The sequence below is a fragment of the Pseudomonas sp. GM79 genome, from assembly GCF_000282495.1.
Classification (GTDB): domain Bacteria; phylum Pseudomonadota; class Gammaproteobacteria; order Pseudomonadales; family Pseudomonadaceae; genus Aquipseudomonas.
Map to the genome: position 1 here is coordinate 1 of NZ_AKJE01000119.1, position 19,881 is coordinate 19,881.

At 58.5% G+C, this 19,881-nt stretch carries 21 protein-coding genes; 9 read left to right on the forward strand and 12 right to left on the reverse strand.

Translation table 11 applies throughout. The annotated features are described in order from the left end of the window. The coding region (locus PMI36_RS00535) for a glycine zipper domain-containing protein (protein ID WP_008076534.1) at positions 1–285 on the forward strand (285 nt) is incomplete at its 5' end. A gap of 69 nt (positions 286–354) precedes the next feature. Here PMI36_RS00535 and PMI36_RS00530 read toward each other — a convergent pair. The 4 genes from PMI36_RS00530 to PMI36_RS00515 form a co-directional block, all read right to left on the reverse strand. Then, positions 355–786, reverse strand: a complete 432-nt coding sequence (locus tag PMI36_RS00530) for an acyl-CoA thioesterase (RefSeq protein ID WP_008076536.1) — start codon at positions 784–786, stop codon at positions 355–357. Positions 787–962: 176 nt separating this feature from the next. Then, the gene (locus tag PMI36_RS00525) at positions 963–2,189 is read right to left on the reverse strand and encodes a 3-hydroxyacyl-CoA dehydrogenase (RefSeq protein WP_008076538.1); all 1,227 of its coding nucleotides are present in this window, start codon (positions 2,187–2,189) and stop codon (positions 963–965) included. 228 nt (positions 2,190–2,417) lie between these two features. Beyond that, positions 2,418–4,352 (reverse strand): RecQ family ATP-dependent DNA helicase, encoded by a 1,935-nt coding sequence (locus PMI36_RS00520; RefSeq protein WP_008076540.1) that lies wholly within the window; start codon positions 4,350–4,352, stop codon positions 2,418–2,420. A 286-nt stretch (positions 4,353–4,638) separates the two neighbouring features. Then, complete coding sequence (locus PMI36_RS00515) at positions 4,639–5,142, reverse strand: hypothetical protein (RefSeq protein ID WP_008076542.1); 504 nt, start codon at positions 5,140–5,142, stop codon at positions 4,639–4,641. Between the two features lie 311 nt (positions 5,143–5,453). Here PMI36_RS00515 and PMI36_RS00510 point away from each other — a divergent pair, with 311 nt between their 5' ends. From PMI36_RS00510 to PMI36_RS00505, 3 genes are all read left to right on the forward strand, one after another. Beyond that, complete coding sequence (locus PMI36_RS00510; RefSeq protein WP_008076544.1) at positions 5,454–5,747, forward strand: hypothetical protein; 294 nt, start codon at positions 5,454–5,456, stop codon at positions 5,745–5,747. An 83-nt stretch (positions 5,748–5,830) separates the two neighbouring features. Continuing rightward, positions 5,831–5,998 carry an antitoxin PaaA2 family protein gene (locus PMI36_RS32340; protein WP_338010028.1) on the forward strand — a complete coding sequence of 56 codons (168 nt, stop codon included), beginning with the start codon at positions 5,831–5,833 and terminating at the stop codon, positions 5,996–5,998. A gap of 333 nt (positions 5,999–6,331) precedes the next feature. After that, on the forward strand, positions 6,332–6,631 hold the full coding sequence (locus PMI36_RS00505; RefSeq protein ID WP_008076547.1) for a hypothetical protein: 300 nt from the start codon (positions 6,332–6,334) through the stop codon (positions 6,629–6,631). Positions 6,632–6,724: 93 nt separating this feature from the next. Here the strand turns inward: PMI36_RS00505 and PMI36_RS00500 are convergent, their stop codons facing one another. From PMI36_RS00500 to PMI36_RS00490, 3 genes are read right to left on the reverse strand one after another with little or no spacing between them, the layout of a single operon-like run. Then, entirely contained in the window at positions 6,725–7,396 is a 672-nt protein-coding gene (locus PMI36_RS00500) for a PP2C family protein-serine/threonine phosphatase (RefSeq protein WP_008076548.1), read from the reverse strand. After that, entirely contained in the window at positions 7,393–8,094 is a 702-nt protein-coding gene (locus tag PMI36_RS00495; protein WP_008076549.1) for a hypothetical protein, read from the reverse strand. The genes PMI36_RS00500 and PMI36_RS00495 overlap by 4 nt, the downstream gene beginning before the upstream one ends. Beyond that, positions 8,091–8,885, reverse strand: coding sequence for a hypothetical protein (locus PMI36_RS00490; protein ID WP_032830783.1), 795 nt, complete (start codon positions 8,883–8,885; stop codon positions 8,091–8,093). Before PMI36_RS00490 ends, PMI36_RS00495 begins: the two co-directional genes overlap by 4 nt. A 327-nt stretch (positions 8,886–9,212) precedes the next feature. On the opposite strand from PMI36_RS00490, the gene PMI36_RS00485 reads away from it, so the two are divergent. After that, entirely contained in the window at positions 9,213–9,542 is a 330-nt protein-coding gene (locus tag PMI36_RS00485; RefSeq protein ID WP_008076556.1) for a DUF1493 family protein, read from the forward strand. A gap of 129 nt (positions 9,543–9,671) precedes the next feature. On the opposite strand, the gene PMI36_RS00480 is transcribed toward PMI36_RS00485, so the two are convergent. The 3 genes from PMI36_RS00480 to PMI36_RS00470 all read right to left on the reverse strand — a co-directional run bounded on the left by PMI36_RS00480 (position 9,672) and on the right by PMI36_RS00470 (position 12,928). After that, complete coding sequence (locus PMI36_RS00480; RefSeq protein WP_007903072.1) at positions 9,672–11,213, reverse strand: phosphoenolpyruvate carboxykinase; 1,542 nt, start codon at positions 11,211–11,213, stop codon at positions 9,672–9,674. A gap of 179 nt (positions 11,214–11,392) precedes the next feature. Continuing rightward, a complete protein-coding gene (gene hslO / locus PMI36_RS00475) occupies positions 11,393–12,295 on the reverse strand; it encodes an Hsp33 family molecular chaperone HslO (protein WP_007903074.1) in 903 nt (300 codons plus the stop codon). Between the two features lie 225 nt (positions 12,296–12,520). After that, positions 12,521–12,928: an RNA-binding S4 domain-containing protein gene (locus tag PMI36_RS00470; RefSeq protein WP_007903079.1), complete on the reverse strand. Its 408-nt coding sequence runs from the start codon at positions 12,926–12,928 to the stop codon at positions 12,521–12,523. 214 nt (positions 12,929–13,142) lie between these two features. Here PMI36_RS00470 and rimB point away from each other — a divergent pair, with 214 nt between their 5' ends. Further along, positions 13,143–13,622 (forward strand): retropepsin-like aspartic endopeptidase RimB, encoded by a 480-nt coding sequence (gene rimB / locus PMI36_RS00465; RefSeq protein ID WP_007903080.1) that lies wholly within the window; start codon positions 13,143–13,145, stop codon positions 13,620–13,622. Further along, positions 13,619–14,524: a 30S ribosomal protein S6--L-glutamate ligase gene (rimK, locus tag PMI36_RS00460; RefSeq protein WP_007903081.1), complete on the forward strand. Its 906-nt coding sequence runs from the start codon at positions 13,619–13,621 to the stop codon at positions 14,522–14,524. Before rimB ends, rimK begins: the two co-directional genes overlap by 4 nt. A gap of 103 nt (positions 14,525–14,627) precedes the next feature. On the opposite strand, the gene PMI36_RS00455 is transcribed toward rimK, so the two are convergent. Both PMI36_RS00455 and ompR read right to left on the reverse strand, forming a co-directional pair. After that, positions 14,628–15,941: an ATP-binding protein gene (locus tag PMI36_RS00455; RefSeq protein ID WP_008076561.1), complete on the reverse strand. Its 1,314-nt coding sequence runs from the start codon at positions 15,939–15,941 to the stop codon at positions 14,628–14,630. Positions 15,942–16,055: 114 nt separating this feature from the next. Continuing rightward, positions 16,056–16,796 (reverse strand): osmolarity response regulator transcription factor OmpR, encoded by a 741-nt coding sequence (gene ompR, locus PMI36_RS00450; protein WP_007903084.1) that lies wholly within the window; start codon positions 16,794–16,796, stop codon positions 16,056–16,058. A 360-nt stretch (positions 16,797–17,156) separates the two neighbouring features. Here ompR and PMI36_RS00445 point away from each other — a divergent pair, with 360 nt between their 5' ends. Continuing rightward, a complete protein-coding gene (locus PMI36_RS00445; RefSeq protein WP_008076563.1) occupies positions 17,157–19,481 on the forward strand; it encodes a Tex family protein in 2,325 nt (774 codons plus the stop codon). Beyond that, positions 19,481–19,864 (forward strand): PaaI family thioesterase, encoded by a 384-nt coding sequence (locus PMI36_RS00440; RefSeq protein ID WP_008076564.1) that lies wholly within the window; start codon positions 19,481–19,483, stop codon positions 19,862–19,864. Before PMI36_RS00445 ends, PMI36_RS00440 begins: the two co-directional genes overlap by 1 nt. Positions 19,865–19,881 lie beyond the last annotated feature (17 nt).

Here is a 19,881-nt window from a genome sequence, read left to right on the forward strand (position 1 = left end):
CCCAGCCGTGGCGAAGCCGCCATTGGCGGTGCGCTGGGCGCAGCAGGCGGTAACGTGGTCGGCCGCAGCATGGGCGGCACCACCGGCAGCCTGATCGGTTCCGCAGCAGGCGGCGGCGCCGGTGGCGCGCTGGGTAACTACATGGGTAACAAGAGCGATGACGACGATGATCGTCGCTATCGTCGTGGTTATGATGATGACGATCGTGGTTACTACCGTCGCGGCCATCCAGGTCGTGGTCATGCCTATGGCCATCGCAAGCATAAACATCGCTATCGCGACTGAGGCTTGAATCGCCTCGTTTACCGGTAGATCAAAAAATCGCAGCCCTCGGGCTGCGATTTTTTTTGCCTCTCAGATCGCCAGTCGCTCCAACGCCCCGCGCAATCCGGCAGGAATTGCCACCGGTTGATTCGTGGTCCGATCCACAAACACATGCACGAAGCGCCCCGCCGCACAGGCGTCATCTTCACCTGCCTTGAACACCGCCAATTCGTACTGCACCGAGCTGTTGCCCAACTTGCCGACCCGCAGGCCGATTTCGATCCGGTCCGGGAAAGCGATAGAGGCAAAGTAGTCGCAGGCCGAACTCACCACAAACCCCACCACCTCGCCGTCATGGATATCCAGGCCACCGACTTCGATCAGGTAGGTGTTTACCGCCGTATCGAAAAAACTGTAGTAGGTGACATTGTTGACGTGACCGTAGGTGTCATTGTCGTGCCAGCGAGTGGTGATGGGCTGGAAGTGCGGGTAGTCGGTGCGTTGGGGCATCGGGTTGGACATCAGTGTTGGTTCCTGGAGTTGAACAGCGAGTCTAAAACGAAAACCGCGTTATCGTTCTTCGCGAGCAAGCCCGCTCCCACATTCAATCTTTATTGGACACAGGTTTTGTGTACGCCTGAGATCCAGTGTGGGAGCGGGCTTGCTCGCGAAGGGTCCTTCACAGACGCCACATAAAATCACACGTCAGCGAACCCTCGCCCCTCTGCCGCCAGCTCACCAATCAACCGCGCCGGCGCCCAGTGATCGCCCTGCTTGGTCTCGAGCTGCAACAACCGCAGATGAATATCTTCCAACCCTTGCTGATCCGCCCAGGCCATCGGCCCGCCCTTGTCCGCCGGGAAGCCATAACCGTTGAGATAGACCAGATCGATGTCGTGCGCCGACGTCGCGATACCTTCCTGAAGAATCTTCGCCCCTTCGTTGACCAGCGCCAGCAAACAACGCTCCAGAACCTCTTCAGGGCCGATCTCACGACGCTGGAACCCCAACCCCTCGCTAACTTCCAGCACCAGCGCATCGACGTCCACATCATGCTCAGCCTGGCGACTGCCCGGTTCGTAGTGGTAATACCCGTCGCCACTCTTCTGACCGAAACGCCCCAGCTCGCACAAGCGGTTGTCCACTTGAACTTCCGGGGCATCCTGGCCTTTGCCAGCCAGCTCCCGAGCACGCCATTCCAGGTCGATGCCAACCACGTCGTACATGCGGAACGGCCCCATGGCGAAACCAAAACCTTGCAGCGCCGCATCTACCTGATAAGGCAAAGCGCCCTCCAGCAGCATCTTGCGCGCTTCGAGTACGTAGGGATGCAGCATGCGGTTGCCAATGAAACCGTGGCAGTTGCCCGACACCACGCTGACCTTGCCCATGCGCTTGCCCAGCTCTAGTGACGCTTCAAGCACCGCTGGCGCCGTCTGGGCGCCGCGCACGATCTCCAACAATTTCATGATGTGCGCCGGGCTGAAGAAATGCAGGCCCAGGACCTGTTGCGGACGGCGAGTGACAGCGGCGATGGCGTCAATGTCCAGCGCTGAGGTATTGCTGGCCAGAATCGCTTCAGGTTTGAGCAGGCCGTCGAGTTCGCGGAAGATTTTCTGCTTCAGCTCGAGGTTTTCGTAAACCGCTTCGATGACCAGATCGACATCGCGGATCGCCGCGTAATCGGCAGCCGCCGTCACCCGTGCAATGCGCGCATCCGCCTCGGCCTGAACGATCCGTCCCTGACGCACGTTGTGGGCGTAAGTCTCAGCCACGCTGGTCAGTGCCTGCTCAAGCATCTGCGGATTGTTATCGACCCATTGCACCGGCACCCCGGCGTTGGCCAGGCACATGACAATGCCACGGCCCATGGTGCCGGCGCCGATCACGGCGGCGCGCTGAATATCGAACGGTGTCTGGCTCATGGTTGTTCTCTTGTTAGCGATCCAAAGACAGTCCTCACCATAGTCAGGCGCCGGGCTTTTTTGAAATTTATTCCTGTGATGAGCGACATTCAGGGGATGGATGTGCGTTCAAAAACACCGATATCCCTGTGGGAGCGGGCTTGCTCGCGAAAGCGGTGTGTCAGGCAACATCAATGTTGAATGTGATGGCCCCTTCGCGAGCAAGCCCGCTCCCACATTGACGGTGCTTCAGCTTGGCAGGTGCGACTGGGACCAGTCGCGCACGTCGCCATACGGATAATCCTCCAACGCCGCAAACCCCGGAATCGAGCGCGCCTTGAGCTTGGTAAACAGCGGCACGCTGATCCCACACAGAAACCGCGTGACGCGCTCTGCCGATGGAGCACTCCCCGTGTGCTGCTCGTGCTTGTGGATAAAATCAGCACACAGCGCCTCGAAACTTTTATCCACAAGCGCCGGCAATTCCGGTGGCGCTGGCAGCCGTGCCACATGGCCGTGACACACGGAACAATGCCCGCACTGCTTCGGTGCGTTTTCGTCGCCGAAGTACTCCGCCAGGCGATAGCCCAGGCAGTGGTCAGTCGCGAACAGATCGAGCATGGCGTGAATCCGAGCGATCTCGGTGCGCTCGTGTTGGGTGAAGTAGGCGTGCAATTCAGCGCTCAGGGTTTGGGAATCAAAGTCCGCTTGCAGCAGGCTGTAGACCTCGGTCATCTGCTTGCTTTCAACCTCGACCCAGCCCTTTTCCTGGAAATAATCCAGCGCCTTGACCACCCGACTGCGCTCGGCGGAATACTGCTCATACAGCGCATCGAAATTCACCGTGGCCCAGGTCCGTGCGCGACTGGAGGTCTGGATGATCGCCGAGACGAAGTCCTTTCGCTCACCTTCAAATCGGGCAAGCAATGCTTCGGGTTCCTGCAAATACTTGAAGCGGTACTCGGCGTAATAGGCATAACGCGGGGCGATCATTGCGCGCAGTTCCAGCTGCACCAGCAAAGTCTTGAGCGGTAACTGGCGAATGTTGCTCTGATCGGCCAAAGGTCCCAGCAGAAACTCCCATTGCCCCTCGGGCGCAGTGGCTTGCAACTCGTCGAGCACGCAACGAATGCCGTCCCGTTCCGGCGTGTCGCCGTAGACGAAGTTTTCCAGCACGTTGAGGCTGTCGCGGTTGGCCAGCACCAGGCAATCGGATGGCTGCCCGTCACGCCCGGCGCGACCGATTTCCTGGCTGTAGTTTTCGATGGATTTAGGCAGGTCGAAATGCACCACGTTGCGGATATCGCTTTTATCGATGCCCATGCCGAAGGCAATGGTGGCGACGATGCAATTGGATTGCCCACCCATGAACCGCCGCTGGATTGCTTCGCGTTGCTCATGGGGCAAACCGGCGTGATAGGCCTCCGCCTGAATGCCGCTGCGGGTCAGATGCTCGGCAATGTGCTCAGCGGTTTTCTGCAGGGTGACGTAGACGATACTCGGCTGGCCGGGACGCTGGCTCATCCACTCGACAAGGCGTCGTCGCTTGTCCTGGCCGCGTACCGGTTCCACCAACAGATTGAGGTTGGGGCGGTAGAAACCGGTCGTCACCACATCCTCAGGGGCGATGGCGAATTTAGCCTGCATGTCGGCGATCACCTTGGGTGTCGCGGTGGCGGTCAGCAGCAGCGCCTGAGGAATGTTGAACTGGCGTTGGTAGTCCGGCAGCTTGAGGTAATCGGGCCGAAAGTTATGGCCCCATTCAGAGATGCAGTGGGCCTCGTCCACCACCAGCAGCGAGATCGGCACCTGCTGCAAAAAATGGCGGAAGCGCTCGTTCTTCAGACGCTCCACGGAAATCATCAGAATCTTCAGCTCGCCGGACTTTGCCCGGGCCATTACATCGCTGGCGTCATCGCGGCTCTGGGCCGAATCGATACTGCCCGCCGCAATGCCGTGGCGCTGCAAGAACGCTAACTGATCCTGCATCAACGCCAGCAAAGGCGAGACCACCAACGTCAGGTGCGGCAGCAACAAGGCCGGCAGTTGATAGCAAAGGGACTTGCCCGAACCGGTCGGGAAAATCGCCGCCGCCGAGCGCCCGGCCAACACAGCACTGACCGCCGCCTCCTGGCCGGGTCGAAACTGTGGGTAACCGAAAACCTGTTCCAGGGTGTTGTGCATAAGCTGTCACTCCGTTGACCGCTGCGAAGCCCAAAGCCTAGCCGGCGAACGCAGCGAGTCGAGAAAAGGTCGGGGGTAAAAACGATACTGGATGATACAGCGGATAGGTCGGGGAGACTGCACGGCGCAGGGAATGGGGCGGCTGGCAGATCGTTTTCGCGAGCAAGCCCGCTCCCACATTAGACCGAGTTCCTACGTAAGAACGCGGTCAACTGTGGGAGCGGGCTTGCTCGCGAAGAGGCCAGCAACATCACCCAAAAAACATCAATAAAAAATTAATACAAAATCAGGGCACCAACACTGCCACCCGCAACTGCTCATCCAGCGCCTGCTCATGAAACATCCGGCTCTTGCTCGCCCAAACTGCATAAGCCGGGCTGATTTCGCCCGTGAACGCCGCCGCCAACTGACGCAAATCCGCGACACTTCGCACACGGGGGCAGAAAGGTTCGCCGTCACAGTTCTGGCTGGCGTTGTGGTAGGTGACCAGCAACCGATCCCACAACCCCTCACGCACTTGCCTGACCGATTTGAGCTTCACAGCCGGCACACCCAGCCGCTGTTTCAGACCCTGTTCGTCCAGCGCTTCGCTGGCCAGCAGCGCCTTGCCTACCATCAACACCTCGGCGCGGGATGCAGTGTCGACGTTTGCCTGAGTGGTCAGCGCCTGTGGCCAACCGTTGCGGTCCATGTTGGCGAGGACCAGCGAATGAACGACGTCAGCAGCGCCCGCCATCCGACAAGCACCAGCCCACAACAATAAAATCGAGGCCATACGTAGCCATTGCATACCTAATTCCCTTTAAGAGTCGACTCAGACGCTTCGAAACGTCCTACAAAATCTGGCGCGCACCCAACGGAGGTTCAGTGCGCCACGCCTGACAATCCCGTAGGAATATCGACCTCTGGGGGGAAAAGCTTAAAAAATAGTCGGAACGTGCGTAGGCAAAGGTCGATAGCGCCGGTAAACCCCCTACAAAACCCGTCCATTTACGTCTTATTGCGACGCCTCGCCGCCGCCCTCTATAGTTTCCGACGCGGCTGAAAACACTGTGTCGGCCCGCCGGCGAGCCTGCCCGATTTCCCACAGGACTGACCTCGATGAACACGTTCCAACCGTTAACCAACCGCTATCGCCCGCTCAAAACCAGCTACAGCGAAACCCCCGTGCTGGTCATCGACACCCAAGCCAATCCTCACGAGATTCTCGACGCCGCCCAGCAACGCATCCGCGCCGCCAGCGACCTGCTCGAAACACTTTATTGCCTGTGCTTCAAACAGGCTGACGTGAAAGACATTCCGAACATCGTCAGTGCGCTGTACCTGCTGACCCAGGATGGTCACGAATTGCTTGAAGTTGCCCGGCAGCGATTGCCGAGAATCACTACCAATTGATGCCAGAAAACAAATCCAGACCCACATGAAGATCCCTGTGGGAGCCGGGCTTGCCCGCGATGAACGATAACGCGGTATGCCTGATGAAAAACGAAACATCCGATGCTCAACGACAACTCGATAAAGCGGCCTGCGACACATGGTTCAGAGCGCAAGTACAAGCCAGCCTCGACGACCCTGGTCCCTGCATTCCCAATGAAGAAGTCAAACACGTGATGGCAATTAAACGAGAGAAATTGCGGAAGGGATAAGTCCGTCAGCAACGGCCTATCAAAGCTTCATCCCGTTCCTACAAGAGAAGGCTCCTTGTCGGCTATCGCTGCCCGCAGCTCACCCCCTATAGTCGTGACTGTCGCTGCCAAATCAGCGGCTTGGGTTTGGTCACCCGAAAAACAGAGATAACTGACGCATGCCCTTGTATGCTGCCGACATCTTTTTTGTCGGCACGCTTTATGGCGGCTGTGTTTGGGACGCCTCGGCGTGCCGGGTTATCTCTGCCGGTTTGACCAACCTGAACACAGTCCGCCTCCACCGCTTGGTCACGGTAGCGGCGGTTCTTCCGATACATTCAGAGATAACTAACAATGAATAGCTGGGATCAGTTCACAATCGAACGCTACCGCCCGCTCCAATCCAACCTCACCGATTCCCCGCCCCTGATCATCGACACAGAGGCCAACCCCCAAGACATCCTCGAAGCCGCCCTCCAGCGCATCCGAGCGTCCAGCGATCTCCTCAAAACCTTGCACTGCGTTTGCTTCAAACACGGCGACGTCGAAGACATTCCCCACATCACCCACGCGCTCTTCCTGTTAACCCAGGACGGCTGTGACCTGCTACAAGTCGCCCAGCAACGCATGATGAACTGGAAAGCCCCTGCCTGACGTAAAGCACCAACAGGCAAGCCACACCCTTGAGGGAGCTGGCTTGCCTGGGTAGAAACCGGAGACATCCTTTACGTTTTAAACCGGAGACATCTATAAACGAACGTCAATCCAGGTAACGTCATCGTCCATGTCAGTGATAGCAATTTCAGGAGTCCTCAAAACCTCAGCCTGGAAAGCCTCGCTCATATCGGCCCAGAAACCGTCCGTAGCAAAAACTAGCCGCTCACCTGCCAGAGCATTTCGAATCACGATCTCCGGATCAGGCGTTTTGCCTATTTTGTAGCTTCGAGTAATCCGGTTACGCGCTGGATCGCACGCCAGCTCGCGGTGTGATCGGTCGCGCTTCCAATTGGCCAGGCAATGAGGCGTCGTTATCCACTCTATGCCCATCCTCGCATCAACTATCCCGCAGCCGCAGTCACCCTCGTAAGCAATCGTCAGCAAGCCGTTTGCGACAACTGCCACCAAGTAGCTGGTTGATCCGCAGAGCTCAGAAAATAGAGGGGCATGCAAATCAGTGAGCACTGACCGAATCAACTGCGTAGCCAACTCATGAGTATCGTCGCCGCTTCCCTGCTCGACTCTCGACTGATAGGTGTCCATCAGTCTCTGAACCAACCCTTGGGCAAGTTGACCGCTACCGGCCTTCGATGTGCCGTCCACAATAACGAATAAGCCTCTGACCCCATCGAACACTGCATCAGCGTAATCGCGATTTTCTTCCCTGGCCTGCCCTTTTACGGATCTGGTCGCGTAGATCATCCTAGTCGGCTCAAATCTTTCATACGTTGAAAAATGAGCTTGCCGCGTTCCGGGTTGGCTCTCACGGAGCTTGAGCTTTGAATCGCATAGTCAATGCCATTGAGTTTGGTCAGGTCCCCGACACCACTGGCAATGAACTGCACTAGCTCAGCATCAGCGCTAAAAACCTCTTCCAATAGCTCCGGCCGACCGTCGATTAAAATGACGATATCCTCCACATCCTTGTGATACGGATCTCCTTCGCCACGACCGCTGAAGGCTTCAAGCTTGGTGGCCAGGAAATAGGGTGGCTTGAAAATCTTAATGGCTGTCCCGCCTGGTAACACGAACGTCACCGCGTGAGCGAGTCCCTCTACGAACCAGCGGTTGGCATAGCCAAGCACCACCGCATCTGACGGCATCACATCGACAATGATGTCGTTGAACCGGAATCGGCAATTAACCTCATCCTCTCCTGTGATTTTGAAGCCCTTAGCGGCCAAGCGCTGCGTTAACTTCTCCCAGGCTGGAATGCCCGCAAGTTCAATCACCAAGTCAACGTCATCGGTGAATCGAATATCGTCGAGCACAGCTTCATCTGTGACCAGCATTGCGGTTGTGCACCCGCCAACAAAGGCCACTTCCGATAAAAACTCATCCCCCAATCCCTGCGCGACGAACTCAATCATCTGGTAGTTGTGGTCAGCATTCGCACTCATAAACCCATACCTGCCTTCAGCAAGTTAATGGCTACTTTGCTCTCCCTTGGTCCTCCAACCCTTACCGCATCAACAAGCGCCAGATAGTGATAAAGCGTCCGGTCCTTCTTCACGGCATCAGGCACAGTCTTGTACAGAGGCTCAATGGCTTGACCTCTCTCACTACCGATCGGATCGGGCCAGACGGGAATCAGATCACCTGCGCTTTTAAGGTGCCTGGACAGCGCCGGCGCGGCAAAGCCCGTCGGGATGCCACGGACAATTGCACCCAGTTTCACAGGGAAAAAATATTTGAGCGCATGCTCTGCAATACCCAGCAACGCTCGACGATTGACCTTCGGCAGAGAGGTTTCAAAATCATTGGTCAGAAGTCCCGCTTCGCGGCAACGAGCAATCGAATTTGATACCTCACTCTTGCTAACTCCTAGTGAGGATGAAAGGGCTCTGAGTGAATAGCACTCGGCCCAACTGGTAATCGGAGTTTCCGGCGCAGGTTCATCCCACCCTTCCCAATCTGCCAGCGACTGCATACCCCATTCGGCCGTGTTCGAACCGAATAACCCCCAATCCGGGTACTGCTCCTGCTCTGTAGGGCCGGCAGAAGCAGCCTCGAATTTTGAATCAGCGAAAGCACCATGCCCTGCTCCAGACACATTCAGGGCGAAACCTACGTTAGGGATCGGTGCACTGCCGATAGCGGGCGTCGAAACTGGCCCCCCCATTTGGAAGCCCTCTTCCTGGGCGTGGAGACTGACCATTTTGAACAGAAGAAAAATATCTTGACTCTTCATGACCCCAATCACTCCAAGTGTCCACATTCCATAAAACGTGGACACTTGTCGCATGCGTAAACTTTCATAGTCAAGGCATTTTTGTAACAGCACTACACCCATGCATCACCCACGCGCACTATCTGACGCAAAGGCTCTCACGCTAACAAATGCAAAAAAACGAAGATGTAGGACGTGGCGTAGGAGACTTCCCAAAGTTGTAACAGACTCTGAAACGATTGAGCCATTCGAATGCCGCCACGCTCAAGTCCATGCAATCATCCCCCATCGCATGCACTCCACGGACAGCACCATGAACCTCGCCCCAACTTCCCCGACGACCACGCCATGCACCTGCTCATGCAGCTGCTGCACGAAGAACTCGGCCTGCCCGAACGCAAAATCATCAGCCTCACCACCTCGATCAATTTTGACCTGGGCTGTGACGGCGTGGATGCGCGGCAGCTGATGGAAGCGCTGGAGGAGCAGTTCGGGATCGACTTCGTGGATTACGACGCGTATCGATACTTTCAGCCGGAAGGGTTTGATGTGTTTCTCAAGCGTCGGGCGAAGGGGCGTGGTGACAAGGTGCCGCTGACTATTGGCATGCTCTACCGAGCGATCAAGGCGCAACGGTGGGACACTGAGAAGTTGGAAGGCATCTGCTCGAACGCGTAAGTGGCATTATTCTGGCTGTTTAAGGCTTTTTCAGCTGGAATAATGGCAGTTGTATTTCTGATGGTCCGAATCGCGCCCACAAAAAAGCCGCCCTCAAAGGGCGGCTTTTTCATTCGCTAAATCCAAGCCTTACAACTTCGGCCCAGCAGCCTTGATCGCGTCGCTCACATCGAACTTCTTGAAGTTCTCAACAAACAACCCAGCCAGTGCTTTAGCGGCTTCATCGTAAGCAGCCTTGTCAGCCCAGGTGTTACGTGGGTTCAACAGGCCAGTCTCAACGCCCGGTACGGCCAGTGGCACGTCCAGGTTGATAGTGTCGAGGTGTTCGGTTTCAGCACCGATCAACGCGCCGCTCTGGATCGCTGCAATCACACCACGAGTGGTCGGGATGTTGAAGCGTTTGCCGACGCCGTAGCCGCCGCCGGTCCAGCCGGTGTTGACCAGGTAGACCTTGGAGCCGAAGCCGCGGATGCGCTTGATCAGCAGCTCTGCGTATTCGCCGGCCGGGCGCGGGAAGAACGGTGCGCCGAAGCAGGTGGAGAAGGTCGACTTGATGCCGCTGCCGGAACCCATTTCGGTCGAGCCCACCAGTGCGGTGTAGCCGGACAGGAAGTGGTAGGCCGCTTGTTCTTCGCTGAGGATCGACACTGGCGGCAGGACGCCGGTCAGGTCGCAGGTCAGGAAGATCACAGCGTTTGGCTCGCCACCGAGGTTCTTCTCGGAACGCTTCTCGACGTGCTCCAGCGGGTAGGCTGCGCGGCTGTTCTGGGTCAGGCTGCCGTCGGCGTAGTCAGCCTTCTTGGCGTCGTCCAGCACAACGTTTTCCAGGACTGCGCCGTGCTTGATGGCTTTCCAGATGACCGGCTCGTTCTTCTCGGACAGGTCGATGCACTTGGCATAGCAACCGCCTTCGATGTTGAACACCACGCCCTCGCCCCAGCCGTGTTCGTCGTCACCGATCAGGTAACGGCTTTCGTCGGCGGACAGGGTGGTCTTGCCGGTGCCGGACAGACCGAAGAACAGGGTCACGTCGCCTTCTTCACCGATGTTGGCAGCGCAGTGCATTGGCAGCACGTCAGCGGCCGGCAGCAGGAAGTTCTGCACCGAGAACATGGCTTTCTTCATTTCACCGGCGTAGCGCATGCCGGCGATCAGCACTTTCTTCTGGGCGAAGTTGAGGATCACGCAGCCATCGGAGTTGGTGCCGTCACGCTCTGGCACGCACTCGAAGTTGGCGACGTTGAGGACTTGCCACTCTTCACGACCAGCCGGGTTGTACTGGGCCGGGTTGATGAACAGGCAACGACCGAACAGGTTCTGCCAGGCAGTCTGGGTGGTCATCTTCACGGCCAGGTAGTGCTCTTCGGCAGCACCTACGTGCACGTGGGAAACGAAATGCTCTTGCGCGTTGTTGAAGGCCTCGACGCGAGCCCACAGGGCATCGAATTTGTCGGCCGGGAACTTGCGGTTGATCGGGCCCCAGGCGATGGCGTCCTGGGTGGTCGGCTCTTCAACGATGAAACGATCGACTGGCGAACGGCCGGTACGGTGACCGGTGCGAACAACCAGCGCGCCGGTATCGGCAAGCTCGCCTTCACCGCGCTTCAGGGCTTCTTTAACCAGATCATCAACACTCAGATCGGTGTACACGGCGTTATTGGCTTGCGTCATGAGGTTCCCCGTCGGCCAGTGGCCGAGTGCTCCAAACGTTTTGTAGTAGAAAGTCGTGCACTACTACCGCGAAAAAAGTGGGCCGGATTATGCCAGAAAAGCCCAAAAAGTGTAGGGCCCTCCCGTCAGAACGGCGTTATTCCGGCGTTAAGCAGTGAATTTACCTGCACTGAAACGTTTTAGTGACGGGTATCTGACGGCGTATCGACCCCTGCACCCGCAAACAATTGGGTGATATCGGCTGCGTCGAACAGGTAACGTTCATTGCAAAACTGACAATCGATCTCGATGCGGCCGCCATGTTCGACGACCAGCTTCTGAGCATCTTCCAGACCCAAACTGACCAGCGCATTGCCCGAGCGTTCCCGGGAGCAACTGCAATGGAAGCGTAGTTTCTGCACATCGAACAGGCGTACCTGTTCTTCATGATAGAGGCGATGGAGCACGGTTTCGTTGTCCAGGCTCAGCAACTCATCGGCGGTCAGCGTGCCGCCCAGCGTGGTGATGTGTTGCCAGCTGGCGGCGCGTTCTTCTTCGTCTTTCAGCCGGTCGGCAGGCAATTGCTGCAGCAACAGGCCACGGGCACGACGGCCATCGGCGTAGAGCCAGAAGCGGGTATTGGTCTGTTGGGACATGACGAAGTAATTGGTGAAGCACTCCGACAGGGTCGCGCCGTCGAGGTCGACGATGCCCTGATAGCGCTGGCCCTGAGTCGGGTCGACAGTCAGCGCCAATACGCCATTGGGCATCAGGTCGGCGAGGGTCGCGTCGGGGGCGATCTGGTCGGCTTCGTAACGAGCCAGGCCACGGATTTCGCGCTCGCTGGAGCACTCGATCATCAGCAACGGCACCGGGCCTTCGGAACGGGCCTGAAGAATCAGCAAGCCATCGAACTTCAAGGTGCCAACCAGCAACGCTGCCGCTGCCATCAGCTCGCCCAGCAATTGCGCGACCGGTTCCGGATAGGCGTGTTTGGCGAGGACTTCGGCATAGCTACGCTCCAACCCAACCAGCTCGCCGCGGGTGTCGCTGTCATCGAAGATGAAGCGTTGGGTGTAGTCGTTATCCGATAGATTGGTCATAGGTCTGGGTATCTGAAAGGGTGACAAAAAATGAAAATCGCGTCATTTCCGCATTTTTGGGCGGGAAAAGTTCAGCCGTAAGGGCATTTTATGAACAATCCGGGGTTGTTCCAAGCAAGGTCAAACCTCGGTTTTCGACGAACGGTATTTTCATTTTGCCGCTGTCGAGTACACCCATATGGCTGCACAGGTGCGCGATTGCAAGTCTGCGCCCGACGGTGATCACTACTCGTCGTTGCTGTTACCGCGAAACTTGAACAGATCCCGGCGCTGCTTCTTGCTTGGTTTGCCATCGGTGCTCACGCCCAACGCCCCGGCCTTGCGCATGGCCGCAGCCGCTTCACGTTTGGCGATGCTGGCTTCGGTTTCGGCATACAGCGCCTGAGCCTCCGGCGCGCCACGACGCACGATTGACAGCGCCTGGACCACCACCGTGCGCTCCTCGAAGCCGGTGCGAATCTGAAACTCATCGCCGACTCTCGGCTCCTTACCTGGCTTGCAGCGCTCGCCCCGACAATGCACCTTGCCGCTTTCAATCGCGGCCTTGGCCAAGGCACGTGTTTTATAAAAACGCGCGGCCCACAACCATTTATCGAGACGGACCTTGTCGTCCTCTTCGCTTTTTTGTGCCATTGGATGACCTCATTCTGAAATATCGATGAACTGTACTACCGTTTCTGTCGTGCCATGAATCACCACGCTGTGGATTAGAATGCAGGCATTCCCCCGCACATTGAGGGATGGAAATTCGGGCAGTAGATATCTGTCGCCTTTTACCCATTATTCTGCGTGAATACCGCGAATTCGGCCGCACGCGGTCTGAGCGGTTTTTGCCGGTTGAGCACTTTTGAAGACATTTGACCATTTGACCGTTATCGGTCTGCGCGAGTGGGTGGCGCTCCCGGATTTGGGAGTCGCTGGCCTTCGGGCAAAAATCGACACCGGCGCCAGCACCTCCAGCCTGCATGCCACCGACATCGAGCCGTTCGAGCGCGACGGTGAACAGTGGGTGCGCTTCACTGCGCACCTGGGCACGGTGGTGCAACTGCGGCACCGGCGCTGCGAAGCCCCGCTGGTAACGAGGAAAACCATTAAAAGCTCCAACGGCCATGCGCAGATGCGCTATGTGGTCAGCACCACCCTGGCCCTCGGTGATCGGGTCTGGCGGGTCGAGTTCACCCTTGCCTGCCGCAAGTCCATGCGTTATCGCCTGTTACTCGGTTCCAAAGCCCTGATCGACGGCCAGTTGGTGGTCAATCCGGGCATCAAATATGTACAAGACAAGCCGGTGTTCCCGGTATCTACCTTCTCCACAGGTGTTGCATGAAGATCGCTGTGCTGTCGCGGAACCCGCGTCTGTATTCCACCCGTCGTCTGGTCGAAGCCGGTATAGAGCGTGGCCATGAAATGGTGGTGATCGACACCCTGCGCGCCTACATGAACATTGCCAGCCACAAGCCGCAGATCCACTACCGTGGCAAACCGCTGGAGGGTTTCGATGCAGTGATCCCGCGGATCGGTGCATCGGTGACGTTTTACGGCTGCGCGGTGCTGCGCCAATTCGAAATGATGGGGGTGTTTCCGCTCAACGAATCGGTAGCCATTGCCCGTTCGCGAGACAAACTGCGGTCGCTGCAATTGCTGTCGCGCCGGGGGATCGGTTTGCCAGTCACCGGTTTTGCCCACTCTCCGGATGACATTCCCGACTTGATCGAGATGGTCAACGGCGCGCCGCTGGTGATCAAGGTGCTGGAAGGCACTCAGGGCATCGGTGTGGTGCTGTGTGAAACAGCCACGGCAGCGGAATCGGTGATTGAGGCCTTCATGGGCCTGAAGCAAAACATCATGGTTCAGGAATACATCAAGGAAGCCGGCGGAGCGGACATTCGTTGTTTCGTGGTTGGCGACAAGGTGATCGCGGCGATGAAGCGCCAAGCCAAGCCGGGGGAGTTTCGCTCCAACCTGCATCGCGGTGGCAGTGCGAGCCTGATCAAGATCACACCGGAAGAAAGAATGACTGCGTTGCGAGCGGCGAAGGTCATGGGGTTGGCGGTGGCGGGGGTGGATATCCTGCGCTCCAATCATGGCCCGCTGGTGATGGAAGTGAACTCGTCGCCGGGGCTTGAAGGGATTGAAACCACTACCGGGAAGAATGTGGCGGGGATCATCATTGAGCATCTGGAGAAGAATGGCGGGCCGAATATGACTCGGACCAAAGGGAAGGGTTGAGTCTGAAAAGATCGCAGCCTCGCTTCGCTCGACAGCTCCTACAGGAAAATACGATCCCCCTTAGGAGCAGTCGAGCGAAGCGAGGCTGCGATCTTTAAAGTCGTTAAACCGCATCCCTCGGCAACATCAACCCAAGCGGCAACCGCACCCGCGCTTCCAGCCCACCACCGGAGCGGTTGCGCAGCTCGACATTCCCGCCATGCATCGAAGCGATCCGCTTCACGATCGCCAACCCTAACCCGGTCCCCTTACCGCCCCGGGCCCGATCGCCACGGGTGAACGGGTTGAAGATCGCCTCCAGCTCCGACGGGTCGATTCCCGCGCCACGGTCCATGACGCTCAGCACCACATACGGTGCACTGGTATCCCCGGACACATAAGCCGCCACTTCGACGCCGCTGCCGGCGTGATGCAAGGCATTGCCGATGAGGTTGTTCAGCAACCGTTTCATCGACACCCGCCGCAGCGGGAACGGCTGGATCGGTTCCAGGCGCAAGCGCACTCTCTCTTCGTTCTGGTTATATGGCGCGGCAACTTCGCGAACCAGATCGCTCAGGTCCACTTCTTCCACCGACTCATCACGTCCGTCACGAATGAAGGCCAGGAACTGATCCAGAATCGCGTCCATGTCTTCGATGTCGCGGATCATGTCGTCTGTCAGGTCACTGTGGGCCCCCATCAGTTCCAGGGACAGCCGCAAACGGGTCAGGGGCGTGCGCAGGTCGTGGGAGACCCCGGCCAGCATCAGTTCTCGCTCGCGGCCGGCTTGTTCGACGTCTTCAGCCATTTGGTTGAAGGCGCGATAAACCTCGGTCATTTCGCTCGGTGTATCGCTGATCGGCAGGCGCACGCTGCGGCCCTGACCCAGTTGCCTCGCGGCATAGACCAGGCGTTTTAGCGGTTGATTGAGCTGGCTGACGAAAATCCACGCCGAGGCGGTGGACAGCAGGCCGATGGCGAGGAACCAGCCGAGCACATTCCAGATTTTCTGGCCGCGCAATGGGTGCGGATACAACGGCACTTTCAGCCAGCCATCGCCCAGGCTGGGTGCGCGCACCCACAGCGCCGGTGGTGAGTGCATGCGTAATCGCACTTCGGTGTCGGCGCCCAGTTCATCCTGCATCTGGCGCTGGTAGATCTCGCTGTAAGGCCAGTGTTGTTCGCCTTCCGGCACACCGGCACCCACCACCCGAATCAGGGTCGCGGCATCGGCGATCTTGGTGCGGTTTTCTTCATCGGCGGCCCAATAGGCACGCAGCGTCAGGGCGACGCCGTGGCTGTATTGGCGATCCACCAGCACATCTTCGTTCATCAACAGATAAACCAGGGTCAGCGCCTTGGAGAACAGGACGACGATCAGCACCAGCCACAGGGTGCGGGAGAAGAAGCTCTGGGGGAACCAAACAGGGGTTTTCATGAGTAACCGCTACACACTTGCAGGAGCGAGCATGCTCGCATATTGCGGATCACGGGTCTGCGGGAAAGGTCATCTGACCCCTCGCCCGCAAGACCCGCTCCTACAAATCACCGATCACTTCGTGGCGGCGCCATCCGGAACGAACACATAACCCACGCCCCAGACAGTCTGGATGTAGCGTGGTTTGGACGGATCGGGTTCGATCATCCGGCGCAGACGGGAGATCTGCACATCGATGGAACGCTCAAGGGCATCCCATTCGCGGCCACGGGCCAGGTTCATCAGCTTGTCGCGGGTCAGTGGCTGACGCGCGTTCATGACCAGCGCCTTGAGCACCGCAAACTCACCGGTGGTGAGCATGTGCACTTCGTCGCCGCGCTTGAGTTCGCGGGTGGCCAGGGACAATTCGTAGTCACCGAAGGTCACGCTTTCGTCTTCGCTGCCCGGGGCGCCCGGCACGGGGGCCGCCTGACGACGCAGAACCGCTTTGACCCGAGCCATCAGCTCGTCCGGGTTGAACGGCTTGGCCAGGTAATCGTCGGCGCCCAGTTCCAGGCCCTTGATGCGGCTAAGCTCATCGCCCTTGGCGGTCAGCATGATGATCGGAATCTGATTGTTCGCTGTGCGCAGGCGGCGGCAAGCGGTCAGGCCGTCTTCGCCAGGCAGCATCAGGTCGAGGACGACCAGGTTGAACACTTCACGCGCCAGCAGGCGGTCCATTTGTTCCGTGTTCGGGACGGCGCGGGCACGGTAGCCCTTGCTGACGAAAAAACGCTCCAGCAGGCTGCTCAGCCCGGGATCGTCGTCAACAATAAGAATTTTTTCGCCTTCAGCAATGTTTGCAGTGCTGCTCATTGGATGCTCCTTTGATCTCGGCGCGCATTATGGCGTAGCTGCCGTTATACGCACCGTGTGCATTGTTAGCAGATTTTTCCTTCACCGCCAGAAAACCGGGCATTGTGCCTACAACCCGCGATGCCCCCGAAGGGACAGAACGCTGGTTATAATGCGCGGCCTTTTGTGTCAGGCAACGTCTGATCGTTACTGTAAGCAGCCGCTTTTTTTTCATGGCGCTGGCAGTAATTGTTCGATTTCACGGGTCAACGGGAAGCCTGTTGGCTCAGGTAGCGGCGCACGCCAGGCCGCTCAACCAGACTCGCTGAGCCTTTATCTCTGCGCCTGCGAGCCTGCTTTCACAATTTGTCAGGTGGTTTTATGGACAGCATCAACAGCCGCATCGCCGAGGAACTCGGTGTACGCCCACAACAGGTCGAAGCGGCCGTCGCGCTACTCGATGAAGGGTCTACCGTTCCCTTCATCGCCCGCTACCGGAAAGAAGTGACCGGCAGCCTCGATGACATCCAGTTGCGTCATCTGGAAGAGCGTCTGCGCTACCTGCGAGAACTCGACGAACGGCGTATCAGCATCCTCGCCAGCATTCAAGAGCAGGGCAAACTGACCCCGCAACTCGAACGCGACATCAAGCTCGCCGACACCAAGACCCGTCTCGAAGACTTGTACCTGCCGTACAAGCAGAAGCGCCGCACCAAGGGCCAGATCGCCCTGGAAGCCGGCCTCGGCGAACTGGCCGACGGCCTGTTCAACGACCCGACCCTGAACCCTGAAGCCGAAGCCGCGCGTTTCATCGACGCCGAAAAAGGCGTGGCCGATGTGAAAGCCGCCCTTGAAGGCGCCAAGTACATCCTCATGGAGCGCTTCGCCGAAGACGCTGGCCTGCTGGACAAATTGCGCAACTACCTCAAGCAGGAAGCCACCCTCAGTGCCCGCGTGATCGCCGGCAAGGAAGAGGAAGGCGCCAAGTTCCGCGACTACTTCGAACACGACGAACCGCTGAAAAGCATGCCTTCGCACCGCGCACTGGCGATTTTCCGTGGCCGCAACGAAGGCATTCTCAGTTCCGCGCTGAAAGTCGGCGATGAACTGCCGGGCACCATGCACCCGTGCGAAGGCATGATCGGCCAGCAATTCGGCATTCAGAACCAGAACCGTGCCGCCGACAAATGGCTGGGCGAAGTGGTGCGCTGGACCTGGAAGGTCAAGCTCTACACCCACCTGGAAACCGACCTGCTGGGCGAGTTGCGCGACGGCGCAGAAACCGAAGCAATCAATGTGTTCGCACACAACCTGCACGACTTGCTGCTGTCGGCCCCGGCCGGCCCGCGCGCCACCCTGGGCCTCGACCCGGGCCTGCGCACCGGCTGCAAGGTCGCCGTGGTCGATGCCACCGGCAAGCTGCTGGATCACGCCACGGTTTACCCGCACGTGCCGCACAACAAGTGGGACCAGACCCTCGCCGTGCTCGCCGCCCTGTGCGCCAAGCATTCGGTGGACCTGATCGCCATCGGCAACGGCACCGCCAGCCGTGAAACCGACAAGCTCGCCGCTGAGCTGATCAAAAAATACCCAGCCATGAAGATGACCAAAGTCATGGTCTCCGAGGCCGGTGCATCGGTGTACTCGGCGTCGGAACTGGCCTCCAAGGAATTCCCGGACCTCGACGTATCGATCCGTGGCGCGGTGTCGATTGCCCGTCGCTTGCAGGATCCTCTGGCTGAGCTGGTGAAGATCGATCCGAAATCCATCGGCGTCGGCCAGTACCAGCACGACGTGTCGCAGCTGAAACTGGCGCGCGGCCTGGACGCGGTGGTCGAGGACTGCGTGAACGCCGTGGGCGTCGACGTCAACACCGCTTCCGTGGCGCTGCTGGCCCGTATCTCCGGCCTCAACGCGACCCTGGCGCAGAACATCGTCAGCCACCGCGACGAGCACGGCGCCTTCAAAACCCGTGCAGCGTTGAAGAAAGTCGCACGCCTGGGTGAAAAAACCTTTGAACAGGCTGCGGGCTTCCTGCGTGTAATGAACGGCGACAACCCGCTGGATTCGTCCGCGGTTCACCCGGAAGCCTATCCGCTGGTACAGCGCATTGCCGCTGAAACCGATCGCGACATTCGCTCGCTGATCGGCGACGCGAGCTTCCTCAAACGTCTCGATCCGAAGAAGTACACCGACGAAACGTTCGGCTTGCCGACGGTCACCGACATCCTGCAAGAGCTGGAAAAACCTGGTCGCGACCCGCGTCCCGAGTTCAAGACCGCCGAGTTCCAGGAAGGCGTCGAAGACCTCAAGGACTTGCAACTGGGGATGATCCTCGAAGGCGTGGTCACCAACGTGACCAACTTCGGCGCCTTCGTCGACATCGGCGTGCATCAGGACGGTTTGGTACACATCTCCGCGCTGTCGGAGAAGTTCATCAAGGATCCGCGTGAAGCGGTGAAGGCCGGTGATGTGGTCAAGGTGAAGGTCATGGAAGTCGACATCCCGCGCAAACGCGTTGGCCTGTCGATGCGCATGAGCGACACCCCGGGCGAGAAGATCGACGGTGCCCGTGGTGCGCGTCCGGGTTCGGCACCACGCCAATCGCAGAACACCGCACCGCGCAAGGAAACCACGGCAGCAGCCCCGGCCAACAACGCCATGGCCTCACTGTTCGCCAACGCCAAACAGTTGAAAAAACGCTGATGGAGATCCCGGCCGGCTTGACCGAAAGCGCGTTTTTCAAGCTGCTGGGATGTCGCTTGCACAGCCTGGAAACCGGGGTGGCGCAAGTCGCCCTGGCGCTTGAGCCAGAACTGCGCAATCGCGGCGGCAAACTGCACGGCGGCGCTTTGTTCAGTCTGGTGGACATTGCCATGGGGCTGGCCTGTTCCAGCACCCACGGCTTTGACCAGCAGAGCGCGACCATCGAGTGCAAGATCAACTACATCCGCGCCGTCGCCGACGGTGAAGTGATGTGCACGGCACGGGTGATCCATCCGGGCCGCCGCACGCTGGTGGTCGAGGCCGACGTGATGCAAGGCGACAAACTGGTCGCAAAAGCACAAGGCACGTTCGCTGTCCTGTAGCTACCTAACCTCGATTT

Coding starts and splice junctions, on each gene's coding strand:
- PMI36_RS00530 (WP_008076536.1), bottom strand. CDS start 786: ATGTCCAACCCGATGCCCCAACGCACCGACTACCCGCACTTCCAGCCC.
- PMI36_RS00525 (WP_008076538.1), bottom strand. CDS start 2,189: ATGAGCCAGACACCGTTCGATATTCAGCGCGCCGCCGTGATCGGCGCC.
- PMI36_RS00520 (WP_008076540.1), bottom strand. CDS start 4,352: ATGCACAACACCCTGGAACAGGTTTTCGGTTACCCACAGTTTCGACCC.
- PMI36_RS00515 (WP_008076542.1), bottom strand. CDS start 5,142: ATGCAATGGCTACGTATGGCCTCGATTTTATTGTTGTGGGCTGGTGCT.
- PMI36_RS00510 (WP_008076544.1), top strand. CDS start 5,454: ATGAACACGTTCCAACCGTTAACCAACCGCTATCGCCCGCTCAAAACC.
- PMI36_RS32340 (WP_338010028.1), top strand. CDS start 5,831: ATGAAAAACGAAACATCCGATGCTCAACGACAACTCGATAAAGCGGCC.
- PMI36_RS00505 (WP_008076547.1), top strand. CDS start 6,332: ATGAATAGCTGGGATCAGTTCACAATCGAACGCTACCGCCCGCTCCAA.
- PMI36_RS00500 (WP_008076548.1), bottom strand. CDS start 7,396: ATGATCTACGCGACCAGATCCGTAAAAGGGCAGGCCAGGGAAGAAAAT.
- PMI36_RS00495 (WP_008076549.1), bottom strand. CDS start 8,094: ATGAGTGCGAATGCTGACCACAACTACCAGATGATTGAGTTCGTCGCG.
- PMI36_RS00490 (WP_032830783.1), bottom strand. CDS start 8,885: ATGAAGAGTCAAGATATTTTTCTTCTGTTCAAAATGGTCAGTCTCCAC.
- PMI36_RS00485 (WP_008076556.1), top strand. CDS start 9,213: ATGCACCTGCTCATGCAGCTGCTGCACGAAGAACTCGGCCTGCCCGAA.
- PMI36_RS00480 (WP_007903072.1), bottom strand. CDS start 11,213: ATGACGCAAGCCAATAACGCCGTGTACACCGATCTGAGTGTTGATGAT.
- hslO (WP_007903074.1), bottom strand. CDS start 12,295: ATGACCAATCTATCGGATAACGACTACACCCAACGCTTCATCTTCGAT.
- PMI36_RS00470 (WP_007903079.1), bottom strand. CDS start 12,928: ATGGCACAAAAAAGCGAAGAGGACGACAAGGTCCGTCTCGATAAATGG.
- rimK (WP_007903081.1), top strand. CDS start 13,619: ATGAAGATCGCTGTGCTGTCGCGGAACCCGCGTCTGTATTCCACCCGT.
- PMI36_RS00455 (WP_008076561.1), bottom strand. CDS start 15,941: ATGAAAACCCCTGTTTGGTTCCCCCAGAGCTTCTTCTCCCGCACCCTG.
- ompR (WP_007903084.1), bottom strand. CDS start 16,796: ATGAGCAGCACTGCAAACATTGCTGAAGGCGAAAAAATTCTTATTGTT.
- PMI36_RS00445 (WP_008076563.1), top strand. CDS start 17,157: ATGGACAGCATCAACAGCCGCATCGCCGAGGAACTCGGTGTACGCCCA.
- PMI36_RS00440 (WP_008076564.1), top strand. CDS start 19,481: ATGGAGATCCCGGCCGGCTTGACCGAAAGCGCGTTTTTCAAGCTGCTG.